13 protein-coding genes are annotated in these 12,085 nt (G+C 68.6%); 10 read left to right on the top strand and 3 right to left on the bottom strand.

What is annotated here, in order from left to right; genetic code table 11:
- Nucleotides 1-23 precede the first annotated feature (23 nt).
- The 7 genes from LX81_RS10725 (at nt 24) to LX81_RS10695 (ending at nt 6,457) form a co-directional block, all read left to right on the top strand.
- A complete protein-coding gene (locus LX81_RS10725; RefSeq protein WP_111537351.1) occupies nt 24-479 on the top strand; it encodes an NUDIX hydrolase in 456 nt (151 codons plus the stop codon).
- Nucleotides 480-550: 71 nt separating this feature from the next.
- Nucleotides 551-955: a DUF1178 family protein gene (locus tag LX81_RS10720; RefSeq protein WP_111537307.1), complete on the top strand. Its 405-nt coding sequence runs from the start codon at nt 551-553 to the stop codon at nt 953-955.
- Nucleotides 952-1,617, top strand: coding sequence for an SDR family oxidoreductase (locus LX81_RS10715; protein WP_111537306.1), 666 nt, complete (start codon nt 952-954; stop codon nt 1,615-1,617). The genes LX81_RS10720 and LX81_RS10715 overlap by 4 nt, the downstream gene beginning before the upstream one ends.
- A 178-nt stretch (nt 1,618-1,795) precedes the next feature.
- Nucleotides 1,796-2,452, top strand: coding sequence for an ABC transporter ATP-binding protein (locus tag LX81_RS10710; RefSeq protein WP_234822566.1), 657 nt, complete (start codon nt 1,796-1,798; stop codon nt 2,450-2,452).
- Nucleotides 2,449-4,860 carry an FtsX-like permease family protein gene (locus LX81_RS10705; protein WP_111537304.1) on the top strand — a complete coding sequence of 804 codons (2,412 nt, stop codon included), beginning with the start codon at nt 2,449-2,451 and terminating at the stop codon, nt 4,858-4,860. The genes LX81_RS10710 and LX81_RS10705 overlap by 4 nt, the downstream gene beginning before the upstream one ends.
- 3 nt (nt 4,861-4,863) lie before the next feature.
- Entirely contained in the window at nt 4,864-5,913 is a 1,050-nt protein-coding gene (locus LX81_RS10700) for a lipocalin-like domain-containing protein (protein WP_111537303.1), read from the top strand.
- Nucleotides 5,906-6,457 (top strand): PNPOx family protein, encoded by a 552-nt coding sequence (locus tag LX81_RS10695; RefSeq protein ID WP_111537302.1) that lies wholly within the window; start codon nt 5,906-5,908, stop codon nt 6,455-6,457. The genes LX81_RS10700 and LX81_RS10695 overlap by 8 nt, the downstream gene beginning before the upstream one ends.
- A 7-nt stretch (nt 6,458-6,464) precedes the next feature.
- Here the strand turns inward: LX81_RS10695 and thpR are convergent, their stop codons facing one another.
- Together thpR and choX are read right to left on the bottom strand one after the other, a co-directional pair.
- Nucleotides 6,465-7,007 carry an RNA 2',3'-cyclic phosphodiesterase gene (gene thpR / locus LX81_RS10690; RefSeq protein ID WP_111537301.1) on the bottom strand — a complete coding sequence of 181 codons (543 nt, stop codon included), beginning with the start codon at nt 7,005-7,007 and terminating at the stop codon, nt 6,465-6,467.
- A 10-nt stretch (nt 7,008-7,017) separates the two neighbouring features.
- The gene (gene choX / locus LX81_RS10685; RefSeq protein ID WP_111537300.1) at nt 7,018-7,941 is read right to left on the bottom strand and encodes a choline ABC transporter substrate-binding protein; all 924 of its coding nucleotides are present in this window, start codon (nt 7,939-7,941) and stop codon (nt 7,018-7,020) included.
- Between the two features lie 81 nt (nt 7,942-8,022).
- On the opposite strand from choX, the gene betI reads away from it, so the two are divergent.
- From betI to LX81_RS10670, 3 genes are read left to right on the top strand one after another with little or no spacing between them, the layout of a single operon-like run.
- A complete protein-coding gene (betI, locus tag LX81_RS10680; protein ID WP_111537299.1) occupies nt 8,023-8,571 on the top strand; it encodes a transcriptional regulator BetI in 549 nt (182 codons plus the stop codon).
- A 5-nt stretch (nt 8,572-8,576) separates the two neighbouring features.
- Nucleotides 8,577-10,220, top strand: a complete 1,644-nt coding sequence (locus LX81_RS10675) for a choline dehydrogenase (protein WP_111537350.1) — start codon at nt 8,577-8,579, stop codon at nt 10,218-10,220.
- Nucleotides 10,199-10,771, top strand: a complete 573-nt coding sequence (locus tag LX81_RS10670; protein ID WP_111537298.1) for a hemerythrin domain-containing protein — start codon at nt 10,199-10,201, stop codon at nt 10,769-10,771. Before LX81_RS10675 ends, LX81_RS10670 begins: the two co-directional genes overlap by 22 nt.
- A gap of 4 nt (nt 10,772-10,775) precedes the next feature.
- On the opposite strand, the gene LX81_RS10665 is transcribed toward LX81_RS10670, so the two are convergent.
- Nucleotides 10,776-12,008 carry a multidrug effflux MFS transporter gene (locus LX81_RS10665; RefSeq protein ID WP_111537297.1) on the bottom strand — a complete coding sequence of 411 codons (1,233 nt, stop codon included), beginning with the start codon at nt 12,006-12,008 and terminating at the stop codon, nt 10,776-10,778.
- Between the last annotated feature and the right edge of the window lie 77 nt (nt 12,009-12,085).

Below are 12,085 nucleotides of genomic sequence, written 5' to 3'. Positions count from 1 at the left end.
GCCCGATGGATTTGTCCGGCCCCATGATCCGCCCGATGAATGTCCCGCCGAACGGGAAGCGTGACGTCCGGACGCAGTTCGGCGCCCTGTGCTGGCGCGTGCGGAAGAACAAGGTCCAGGTCCTGCTGGTGACATCGCGCAGGACGCGACGCTGGGTCGTGCCGAAGGGCTGGCCGATGGATGGCGCGACCCCGGCCGAGGCCGCCGCGACCGAAGCCTTCGAGGAGGCGGGCGTGAAGGGCAAGGTCGACGATCGCTGCATCGGCATCTTCACCTACACGAAGGAAATGAGCGGCGACGACCTGCCCTGCGTCGTCGCGGTCTTTCCGCTGCAGACGAAGACGGTCCTCGACGACTGGCCGGAGCGCGACGAGCGGCGGCGGCGCTGGACGACCCCGTCGAAGGCGTCCGCCCTGGTGCAGGAGCCCGAGCTCGCCCGCATCCTGAAGGATTTCGATCCCCGCCGCATCCGCCGCTGACCGGCCCCGGCTGGACCGAGGGCCGCAAGCTTCCTACATGATACGGAAATCACGCGGGAGTTCCGCCAGAGATGATCCGTTACAGTCTCAGATGTCGCGACGGCCATGCCTTCGAAAGCTGGTTCCGCTCCGGATCGGCATACGATGCGCTGCGCGATGCGCGTCAGGTCGCCTGTCCGGATTGCAATTCGACGGAGGTCGAGAAAGCCTTGATGGCCCCTCGTGTGTCGGGGCAGGACGCCGCCCCGGAGCCGGCCAAGGAGGAGCATCCGCTCGCGGAACTTCGCCGTCGCGTCGAGGCGCAGTCCGACTACGTTGGCGCGGATTTCGTCAAGGAGGCGAGGGCGATGCACGAGGGCAGCAGCGCAAGGCGCGCGATCTACGGCGAGGCCCGCATCGGCGAGGCCCGCAAGCTTGTCGAGGACGGGATCCCGGTCGCGCCGCTGCCGTTCCTGCCCCGGGCGAAAGTCAATTGAGCGGCGACAGGGCCCGCCGGGCGCTCGTCACGGGCGCCAACCGCGGCATCGGAGCGGCGCTCCATGCGGCGTTGCGGGGTAGGGGTGTCGAGGTCACCGGTACCGCCCGGCAGGCGCGGGAAGAGGGCTGGCTCGCACTCGACGTGACCGATCCCACCTCCGTCACCGCTTGCCGCGAAGCCTGGGGAGAGCCACCGCTTGATCTTCTCGTCTGCAACGCCGGTATCTATCCCGACAAGGGACAGTCGCTTGCGGAGGGTTATCCGCCGGAAATGTGGGAGGCGGGTTTCGCGACGAACGTCACGGGCGTCTTCCTGACGATCCAGGCCTTCCTGCCGGCCTTGCGCCAGGCGGGTGGAAAAGTGGCCATCATTTCCTCCCAGATGGGCTCGTCCGAGATCGCGTCGGGCGGCAGCCTGATCTATCGCGCCTCGAAGGCCGCGGCGATCAACCTGGGCCGCAATCTCGCACGCGATCTGAAATCCGACGGGGTCGCCGTCGCCATCTATCATCCGGGCTGGGTCCGGACGGACATGGGGGGAGCCTCCGCGGCGCTCACGCCGGAGAACTCCGCCGCGGGATTGCTGGAGCGCTTCGATGCGCTCGATCTCGCCACGACCGGAGCTTTCGAGACCTGGGATGGGCGTCCACATCCCTTCTGATGGCTCCGCATGACGTGCGGGGCAACCTGACGCATGTATAAGCTGCTCGGGCGGCGTCATCTTGCAATCAATGGTTGCGCAACCGGCAGGTCGATCCGGCAGTTGTACGATTGTCGCACCCCGTTCCTTCGGCGGACCTGAAGGTTACGTCCCTTGTGGTCAGTATGAGGATGACGATTTGCTCCGCGTCGAAGGCGTTACGAAATCCTACCCCGGTGCGGACGGGCCCGTGCCGGTGCTCCGCGGAATCGATCTGGCGCTCGACGCGGGAGAGACGCTGGCCCTGACGGGGGAGAGCGGGTCGGGCAAATCGACCCTCCTGCACGTGATCGGCGGCCTCGACACGCCGGATGCCGGACGTGTCGTCCTCGACGATGTCGAGATCGGAGCGCTCGACGATCACCGCCGCGCGCGGCTTCGGCGCGAACGGATCGGCGTGATCTTCCAGCAATTCAACCTCGTCCCCTCGCTCGACGCGGCCGCGAACGTCGCGTTCCAGGCGCGGCTCGCCGGCAGATGCGATCCCGACTGGAACGCCGAGCTCGCCCGCCGTCTCGGGCTCGAGGCGCATCTGCGCAAGTATCCCGAACAGCTATCGGGGGGGCAGCAGCAGCGCGTCGCGATCGGGCGGGCCCTCGCGGCGCGACCGCGCCTCGTTCTCGCCGACGAACCTACGGGCAATCTCGACGAGGAGAGCGGCGCGGCGGTCCTGACCCTGATGCTCGAGCTCGTGACCGAAACCGGTGCGGCGCTCCTGACCGTGACGCATTCCCGCGCGCTCGCCGAACGCATGGGTCGGCGTGTCCATCTCTCGCGGGGCGTCGTCTCCGCATGATCGCCGCCGGCCTGCAAGCGCTCCTGTCGCATTGGTGGCGGCATCCGTTCCAGCTCGTGACGCTGATGCTCGGCCTCGCCACCGCGACGGCGCTCTGGTCGGGCGTGCAGGCGATCAACGCGGAGGCGCGCGCGAGCTACGACCGTGCGGCACAGACCCTCGCGGGTCCCGCGCGCGACACGCTCGCCCGGCGCGACGGCGAACCGATCGCGCAGGAGACGTATATCGCATTGCGGCGGGCGGGTTGGGCCGTGAGCCCGCTTCTGGAAGGGCGGCTCGATCTCGACGGCACGTCGCTTCGCATCATCGGGGTCGATCCCTTCACCCTCCCCGCGGAAGACCTGCCGGAGGAACTCGGGCAATCCGGGGTCGACCTGTCGTTCCTGACGCCGCCCGGACAACTCGTCGTCGATCAGGACACGGCCGACCGGCTCGAGGGCACGGACCTGCCGCCGCGGATCACCGGCAGGAACGTGCCGCCCAACGCGGCCTATGTCGATATCGGCACGGCGCAGCGGCTTCTCGGGCGGAACGGGGAGCTGAGCCGGCTCGTCGTCACGGGACCCAGCGATCTCACGGCGCCGCCGCTCGAGGAGGTCGCGCCGGATCTCGTGCGGGAGGCGCCGGAGACGGGCGGGGGCGAGATCGCGCGGCTGACCGACAGTTTCCACCTGAACCTCACCGCCTTCGGGCTGCTGAGCTTCGCGGTGGGCCTCTTCATCGTCCGCGGCGCGATCGGTCTGGCCTTCGAACAGCGCCGGCCCGTCTTCCGCACGCTTCGCGCTCTCGGGATCGGCCGCGGGGTGCTGCTCGGCCTCCTGTCCGCGGAGCTTCTCGTCCTCGCGCTCATCGCGGGGACGCTCGGCGTGGCGCTGGGCTGGCTCATCGCGACGATGCTGCTTCCCGATGTCGCCGCGACGCTGCGCGGGCTCTACGGCGCGGACGTGGAGGGCACGTTGAGCCTGCGGCCCGTCTGGTGGCTCGCGGGGATCGCCATCGCGGTTCTCGGCACCGCCATCGCGGCCGCGGGCTCGCTGGTGCAGGTCGCGCGGCTGCCGCTCCTCGCGCCCGCGCAGCCCCGTGCCTGGGCACGTGCGTCGGCCGCGACGATGCGCTGGCAGGCGGTGGGGGCGGTCCTGCTCGCCGTCACCGGCCTTCTCGTGGGCTGGGTGGGGTCGGGGCTCGTCTCCTCCTTCCTGCTACTGGGCTCGCTTCTCGTCGCGGCAGCCCTCATGCTGCCGATCTTTCTCCATGCGGTACTGGCGGGCCTCGCGCGCGTGACGAGGGGGCCGCTCGCGGAATGGTTCTGGGCCGATACGCGGCAGCAGCTCCCGGGGCTCAGCCTTGCGCTGATGGCGCTCCTCCTCGCGCTCGCGGCCAATATCGGCGTGGGCACGATGGTGCAGTCCTTCCGCTTGACCTTCACCGGCTGGCTCGACCAGCGGCTAGCGGCGGAGCTCTACGTCACCACGGAGACGGATGCCGAGGGGCGGCGGCTGCAGGAATTCCTCGCGCCTCGCGTCGATGCCGTCCTGCCCATCCGGAGCGCGGACGGAGAGATCGCCGGACGCCCGGTGGAATTCTACGGCTTCGCCCACGACGTGATCTATACCGATCACTGGCCCCTTATCGATCAATCTCCCGACGTCTGGACGCGCGTCTCGTCGGGGCAGGCCGTCCTCGTCAACGAGCAGCTCGCCCGGCGGGCGGATCTCTGGCCCGGCGACGAGATCGCCCTGCCGGACGGGGAGAACGTACCGGTGGCGGGCGTCTACAGCGATTACGGCAACCCGAACGCGCAGGCGATGATCGGGCTCGACCGGTTCGACGCCCTCTTTCCCGGTATCCCGCGCCGCCAATTCGCCCTGCGGCTCGACGAGGGCCGAGTCGAGAAGCTGACGCGGGCCCTCGTGACCGAATTCGGCCTGCCGCCCGGAAACATCTCCGATCAGGCTTCGGTCAAGCAGTTCTCCCTCGCCATCTTCGAGCGGACCTTCGCCGTGACCTCAGCGCTCAACGTGCTGACGCTGGGGGTGGCGGGCTTTGCGATCCTCACCTCGCTCATGACGCTCGCCACGATGCGCCAGCCGCAGCTCGCGCCGGTCTGGGCGCTGGGCCTGACACGGGCGCGGCTCGCCCGGCTGGAGCTCCTGCGCGCGGCCCTTCTCGCGGCCCTGACCTTCGTGGCGGCGCTGCCGGTGGGGCTCATGCTGGCCTGGATCCTCCTCCAGGTCGTCAATGTGGAGGCGTTCGGGTGGAAGCTGCCTCTGCATTTCTTCCCGCGCGACTGGCTGGTCCTGGCAGGTCTGTCGTTGCTCGCGGCGCTCCTTGCCGGTCTCGCGCCGGCGCGCCGGCTCGTGCGGATGCCGCCCTCCGATCTCCTGAAGGTCTTCGCAAATGAGAGGTGATCCATGCGCCGTCGCACGCTGATCCTCGGGGCGGGCGCGACGCTCGCGGCGGGCCCCCTCCGCGCGCAGGGTTTCGCCGGCCTCGGGGAGACGTCGGAGACGTTCGCGCAGCCCTCGCCGGACACGCGGCTCGTCTTTCCCGGCGATCACGCGCCGCATCCGGCCTTCCGGATCGAATGGTGGTACGTCACGGCCAACCTCGCCGCGGCGGACGGGACGCCTTACGGCGTGCAGTGGACGCTCTTCCGCTCCGCGCTCGCGCCCGACGGTCCGACGGACGGGTGGGGCAACCCGCAGGCCTGGATGGGCCATGCGGCGGTGACGAGCGAGACCCGGCACCTCGCGGCCGAGCGGCTCGCACGGGGCGGGATCGGTCAGGCGGGGGTCACGGTCGATCCGTTCCGCGCGGCGATCGACGACTGGGCGCTCGAGGGCCCCTCCCTCACGGATGTCACCATGCGCGCCGCCGGGACGGACTTTTCCTACGACCTGCGGCTTGCCGCGCAGGGACCGTTCGTCCTGCAGGGCGACGAGGGATATTCGGTCAAGTCCGCCTCCGGCCAGGCGAGCCATTACTATTCCCAGCCCTTCTACCGCGCGGAGGGAACGCTGCGACTGCCGGACGGCGATGTGGAGGTGACGGGCCAGGCCTGGCTCGACCGCGAATGGTCGTCGCAGCCGCTCGACGAGGGGCAGAACGGGTGGGACTGGTTCTCTCTCCATCTCGATGGCGGAGAGAAGCTGATGGGATTCCGGCTCCGCGGGACGGGGCCGGACTTCACCGCAGCGACATGGATCGCCGCGGATGGCACGCCCACGCCGTATCCCGACGGGGCGTTCGGCGCCGAACCTCTCGAGACCGCGCGGGTGGCCGGACGCGACGTTCCCGTCGTCTGGCGGGTCACGCTGCCCGATCACGGGCTCGACGTCACGGTCCGCGCCCTCAACCCCGAATGCTGGATGCCACTTGCCTTTCCCTATTGGGAAGGTCCCTTCATGGTGGAAGGCAGTCATTCTGGTGGGGGGTATCTTGAGATGACGGGTTATGAATGATGATCCACGTGCGATCTGGACGCGGTGCTGGCAGGGATTGATGGATGCGGTAGACGACGCCGCCCATCCCTGGCGCAGCCCGGTACTGGCGACGACGGGCCTCGACGGCGGCGCCGAGGCACGGCTCGTGGTCCTGCGGGAGGCCTGCCGCGACAGGGCGGTGATCGGGGCGCAGACCGATCTCGCTTCGCCGAAGGTCGCGGAATTGCGCGCGGAGCCGCGTGCGACCTTTCTCTTCTGGGATCCGCAGACACAGGTCCAGCTCCGCGCGCGGGTGGACATGAAGGTCATCGCGGGCACGGAGCTGAACGCGGTATGGGCGGCAATGCCGGAGGTCGCGCGGCTGAACTACGGCAACCGGCCTGCGCCGGGCACGCCGATCGAGACGCCGGAAGACCACGACCGAACCGCCGATCGGGAGAGGTTCGCGGTGCTGACGGGGCATGTCGTGTCGCTCGACGTGGTCGACCTGAGCCTAGACCCGCATCTTCGCGCCGTGTTCGACCGCGGCGACGGGTTCCAGGGCAAATGGCTCGCGCCATGATACCACTTCAGGCGAGCGCGAAGGTTTCGATCGGGTCGTAGATCGGGCCTTCCGAGGTCAGCCGCGACTGCATCAGGCTGAGGCTGTCGCTCCAGACGGGCGGCAGCCGCAGGTCGCTTTTCGCCGCGAGGAAACGTCCCAGCCGGGCATGGTCCTCGGCACTCATGGTGCGCGGAAAGCGCGCGAGCGTCACGTGCGGCACGAAGCGGCGACGGGGCAGGGCAAGGCCCGCGCGGCGGATCATCGTCTCCGTCTTGCGCTGGAGATGGAGAAGCTCGGGCGCGGCGTCGACGCGGATATGGAGCGAGCTCGGGTTCGGACCGCCGAACATCTCGAGCCCGGCGGCCTCGATCCGGATCGGGCCGGGCCGCAACATTTCCAGATCGAGAACAAGATCGTCGAGCGCGTCGAGCCGGACCTCGCCCAGGAAAGCGAGGGTGAGGTGCAGATCCTCCTCCGGCACGACCCGCCCCGCGCGGATCCCCTCCTGCGCGGTCGCGAGCGCCGCGGTCAGCTCTTCGGGCAGGTCGAGGGCGAGGAAGGCGCGCATCGGGCCGGGATCAGAACCCGAGCGCGTTCTCGACCGCCTCGAGCCCCGGCTCTCCCGATTGCGTCGTCACCCCGTCGAGCCAATCGGAAAGCACCTCCGGGTTCTCCGTCAGCCAAGTCGTCGCGGCGGCCTCGGGATCGGTGCCGTCGTTCAGGATGGCGCCCATGATCTCGTTCTCCATCTCGAGCGTGAAGGAGAGATTGTCGAGGAACGCCCCGATATTCGGACAGCTCTCCGCATAACCCGCGGAGACGTTCGTATAGACCGTGGCGCCGCCGAGATCGGGACCGAAATACTCGTCGCCCCCCGTCAGATAGGTCAGGTCGAACTGCGCGTTCATCGGATGCGGCTCCCAGCCCAGGAACACGATCGGCTGTTCGCGACGGCTCGCCCGCTCGACCTGCGCCAGCATGCCCTGTTCGGAGCTTTCCACGATGTCGAAATCTCCCAGCCCGAACGCATCCTCCTCGATCATCGTCTGGATCAGGCGGTTGCCGTCATTGCCGGGCTCGATGCCATAGACCTCGCTCTCGAGCGCGTCGGCATGCCCGGCGATGTCGGAGAAGCTCTCGATCCCCAGCGCGGCGCCGGCGGCGTTGGTCGCGAGCGTGTATTTCGCCCCTTCGAGGTTGGCGCGAACCGTCTCCACGCTGCCATCGTCGCGGTAGGGGGCGATGTCGTTCTCCATCGTGGGCATCCAGTTGCCGAGAAACACGTCGACATCGCCTTCGGCGAGGGACGCGTAGGTGAAGGGCACGCTGAGCACCTTCGTCTCCGTGTCGTAGCCGAGCGCGTCGAGCACCACGGTCGCGACCGCGGTGGTGGCGGTGATGTCGGTCCAGCCGACATCGGAGAAGGTGACCGTTTCGCAATCGGCGAGAGCGGTCGTGGCAGCGGCGGTGAGCGCCACGGCTCCGATGGACGATTTCATCATGTTCTTCCCCTACGCTGTTGATTGACTGATCAATCAAACAAATTTATCGATGTCGCACGATCCCTTGGAAGGACCTAGACGATGGCGAGACCCGACAGCGAAGGTATCAGGCGCAAGGCGCTGGTCAACGCCGCCATAGCGCAGGTGGGCACCTCCGGGCTCGACGTCACCGTGGCCGCGATCGCGCGGCAGGCGGGCATGTCCCCGGCGCTGGCGCATCATTATTTCGGCGGCAAGGCGCAGATGCTCGAGGGCGCGATGCGCCAGATCCTCGCCGATTACAGCAGCGCGGTCCGCGAGGGTCTTTCCGGATCGGGCGACCGGCTGGCATCGATCGTGTCGGCGAGCGTCGCGCCGGAGAATTTCCGTCCCCTCACCGTCGCGGCCTGGCTGGTATTCTACGTGGAGGCGCAGAGGTCCGACTGGGCGCGGCGGCTCCTGCGGATCTACCAGCTGCGGTTGCGCTCGAACCTGCGCCACGCGCTGCGTTCCGAGGGACACCCGCGCGCCGCGGAGGCGGCGGAGACGGTGGCGGCGCTCATCGACGGGACTTACCTTCGGGCCGTGACGGAGCCTCGCTTCGACGGCAGGGCGGCGGTCGCGCGGATCCTCGCGGCGGTCCGGGCATGACCATGATCGAGATCGATTACGTCGTCGTCGGAGCGGGATCCGCGGGCTGCGCGGTGGCCTATCGTCTGGCCGAGGCCGGGCATTCCGTCGTGGTCGTCGAGGATGGCGGCAGCGATTGGGGGCCGCTCATCAACATGCCCGGGGCGCTCAGCTTTCCGATGAACATGCCGCGCTACGATTGGGGTTACCGTTCCGAGCCTGAGCCCCATCTGGGCGATCGCCGTCTCGCCTGCCCGCGGGGCCGCGTGATCGGCGGTTCGTCCTCGATCAACGGCATGGTCTATGTCCGCGGCCATCCCGGCGATTACGCCACCTGGGAGAGATTGGGTGCGAAGGGGTGGGGCTTTGCCGACGTGCTGCCGTACTTCAAGCGGATGGAGCAGTGGCACGATGGCGGGCATGGCGGGGACCCCGAGTGGCGCGGCCGGACCGGGCCGCTCCACATCTCGCGCGGGACCCGCGACAACCCGCTCGTCGCTGCCTTCGAGCAGGCCGGTGCACAGGCGGGCTACGCCCCCACGCCCGATTACAACGGCGCCCGGCAGGAGGGGGTCGGGCCGATGGAGGCCACGATCTGGCGCGGGCGCCGCTGGTCGGCGGCGAAAGCCTACCTTCGCCCCGCGCTCGCTACGAAACGCTGCCGCCTCGTCCGGGGCAGGGTGGAGCGGGTGGAGATCGTGGACGGGCGTGCCCGTGGCATCGTGCTGAAGAAGCAGACGGTCCGGGCGCGGCGGGAGGTGATCCTTTCGGCCGGCGCGATCAACTCGCCCCAGCTTCTGATGCTGTCGGGCATCGGGCCGGGGGCACATCTGGCGGAGCGGGGCATCGAGGTCGCGGTCGACCGGCCCGGCGTCGGCGGGAACCTGCAGGATCACCTGGAACTCTACGTGCAGATGCGCGCGTCGAAGCCCGTCTCGCTTTTTCGCCACTGGGGGCCCATCGGACGCGCGCGGGTCGCGCTTCTCTGGGCGCTCGCGGGGCGTGGTCCCGGCGCGTCGAACCAGTTCGAGACCTGCGCCTTCCTGCGCTCCGCGCCGGGTGTGCCCTATCCCGACATCCAGATCCATTTCCTGCCGCTCGCCGTGCGCTACGACGGGAAGATGATCGCGCCGGGTCACGGGTTCCAGGCGCATGTGGGGCCGATGCGCTCGCCCTCGCGCGGGACCGTGCGGCTGCGCGACGGCACGCCGGCGGGCGCGCCCGAGATCCGGTTCAACTACATGTCGACCGATGAGGACTGGCGCGACTTCCGCGCCGCGATCAGGCTAACGCGGGAGATCTTCGCGCAGCCCGCCATCGAGGCCTTCTCCGCCGGCGAACTCCTTCCCGGTGCGGAGGTCGCGAGCGACGACGATCTCGACGCGGTGATCCGCGACCATGCCGAGAGCGCCTATCATCCCTGTGGTACCTGCCGGATGGGCATGCCGGACGATCCCGGCGCGGTCGTCGATCCCGATTGCCGCGTGATCGGGGTGGAGGGCCTGCGCGTCGTCGACAGTTCGATCTTTCCGCAGGTCACGAACGGCAATCTCAACGGGCCCTCCATCATGGTGGGCGAGAAGGCATCCGATCATATATTGGGCCGGAGATTGCCGCGCGATGCGGCGGAACCCTGGGAGCATCCTGCATGGCGGACGGCACAGCGATAGGCCTCGAGACACGCGAGGGGTTGCCCGACGCGCTTCGCGTCCTGGTCGAGAAACTGCCGCGCGGAACCTGGGAGGCGCATCCGAACTTCAGCCCGCTGACGCGGTTCTGGCTCGACAGGCACCTCATGTTCCGGGACGTGCTCGGCAAGCTGCGCGGCGGCTCGCAAGCCTTCCTCGACGGTCGCACCGCGCCGGAGCGCTACGGGCGCGAGACGGCGCGCCTGGCGCAATTCTTCCTCGGTGAGTTGCACGCGCATCATTCGATCGAGGACCACCATTACTTCCCGGTCCTGCAGGGGCTCGACGCACGGCTCGAACGGGGCTTCACGCTCCTCGACGCCGATCATCATGCGCTCGATGGCCATCTGAACGGGCTCGCGGAGACGACGAACGGGATGCTGCGGGGATTGTCGTCCGCCGATCCGAAAGCGGGTGCCGGGACGCTCGAGGAAACGCTCGGCGGGTTCGAAACCTTCCTCGATCGGCACCTGACCGACGAGGAGGACCTCGTCGTGCCGGTGATCCTGACCTACGCCCCGGAGATCGGCTGAAAGCTCACTCGGCGGGGGCGCCCGCCGCCGCGAGCCGGGCCTCCCGCCTGATCGTCAGCGCGATCGTCACCACCGCGAGAAGGGCGGAGCCGGCCATCAGTTCCAGAAGCGGCAGCGCGCTCGCGGAGCCGGAGAGGATGAAGCCCGCGACGGCCGAGAGCACCGCGCCCGTGGCGATCAGGATCGCGCCGCCGAGGCCCGAGGCCGTTCCCGCGAGATGCGGTTTCACGCTCAACATGCCGGCGGTCGCGTTCGGCATCACGAGACCGTTGCCGAGGCCCACGAAGGTCATGAACCCGAAAAAGAGAACCGCGGAGGCGAGGCCCGAATAGAAGACGAGGACCGCGGCGACGAGGCCGGCCGCGTTGATGATCGTGCCCCAGACCAGCATCCGCTGGAGGCCGATGCGCGCGGAATAGCGCCCCGAGATGCCGTTTCCGATCATGTAGCCGATGGCGGGCATGCCGAAATGGATGCCGAGGGCGGACGGGGTGAGCCCGAAGACCTCGGATCCGACATAGGGCGCGCCGCCGAGATAGGCGAAGAACGCGCCTGAAGCGAAGGCGGACGTGGCGGCGTAGCCCCAGAACCGCCTCGACTTCAGGAGTTGCGGATATTGCGCGATCTGCTCGCGCATGTTGCCCGTCGAGCGCTCCGCCGTCTCACCCATGTCGAACCAGACCAGTGCGAGGGCGCCGATGCCCAGAAGGCCGAGCGTGACGAAGTTCGCCTGCCAGCCGAAAAATCCGTCGAGGATGCCGCCGAAGGCCGGCGCGATCATCGGCGCGACCGACATGCCCATCGTCACCCATCCGATCATGGAGGCCGCGCGATCGGAGGAGAAGAGATCCCGGATCGCAGCCCGCGGCAGCACGATCCCGGCGACGATCGACGCCTGCACCATGCGGAAGAACAGGAACACCCAGATGTTCGTCGCCACCGCGCAGGCGAAGGAGGCGAGGATGAAGATCACGATGCAGGTCAGGAGAACCGCGCGCCGCCCGTAACGGTCGGAGACGGGGCCGATGATGAGCTGCATCGCCGCGTTGACGAAAAGGTAGCCCGCGACGGAAATCTGCACGATGCCGTAATCGGTCTCGAAGAACGTCGTCATGTTCGGCAGCGACGGCAGGAACAGGTTCATCGACAGCGCCGAGAGGGAGGTGACGAGGATCAGTGTCGCGATATGCGGCGGTGTGCGCGAATCGAGGAAGCGGACTGGTGAAAAATTCGTCATCCTGCGAAGCTAAGCCGCAGCCGCCGGTGATCCAATGCATGGCCGGTATGCGCTGTAGACATGCCTCTCCATCGACG

Origin of the sequence: Palleronia aestuarii, from assembly GCF_003253995.1 — a bacterium.
Taxonomy (GTDB): Bacteria; Pseudomonadota; Alphaproteobacteria; order Rhodobacterales; family Rhodobacteraceae; genus Palleronia; species Palleronia aestuarii.
This window is presented reverse-complemented; position numbering and strand designations above follow the sequence as displayed.

Bases quoted from the DNA above. Each gene is read 5' to 3' on its own strand.
- LX81_RS10725 (WP_111537351.1), top strand. From the start codon at position 24: ATGATCCGCCCGATGAATGTCCCGCCGAACGGGAAGCGTGACGTCCGG.
- LX81_RS10720 (WP_111537307.1), top strand. From the start codon at position 551: ATGATCCGTTACAGTCTCAGATGTCGCGACGGCCATGCCTTCGAAAGC.
- LX81_RS10705 (WP_111537304.1), top strand. From the start codon at position 2,449: ATGATCGCCGCCGGCCTGCAAGCGCTCCTGTCGCATTGGTGGCGGCAT.
- LX81_RS10700 (WP_111537303.1), top strand. From the start codon at position 4,864: ATGCGCCGTCGCACGCTGATCCTCGGGGCGGGCGCGACGCTCGCGGCG.
- LX81_RS10695 (WP_111537302.1), top strand. From the start codon at position 5,906: ATGAATGATGATCCACGTGCGATCTGGACGCGGTGCTGGCAGGGATTG.
- thpR (WP_111537301.1), bottom strand. From the start codon at position 7,007: ATGCGCGCCTTCCTCGCCCTCGACCTGCCCGAAGAGCTGACCGCGGCG.
- choX (WP_111537300.1), bottom strand. From the start codon at position 7,941: ATGATGAAATCGTCCATCGGAGCCGTGGCGCTCACCGCCGCTGCCACG.
- betI (WP_111537299.1), top strand. From the start codon at position 8,023: ATGGCGAGACCCGACAGCGAAGGTATCAGGCGCAAGGCGCTGGTCAAC.
- LX81_RS10670 (WP_111537298.1), top strand. From the start codon at position 10,199: ATGGCGGACGGCACAGCGATAGGCCTCGAGACACGCGAGGGGTTGCCC.
- LX81_RS10665 (WP_111537297.1), bottom strand. From the start codon at position 12,008: ATGACGAATTTTTCACCAGTCCGCTTCCTCGATTCGCGCACACCGCCG.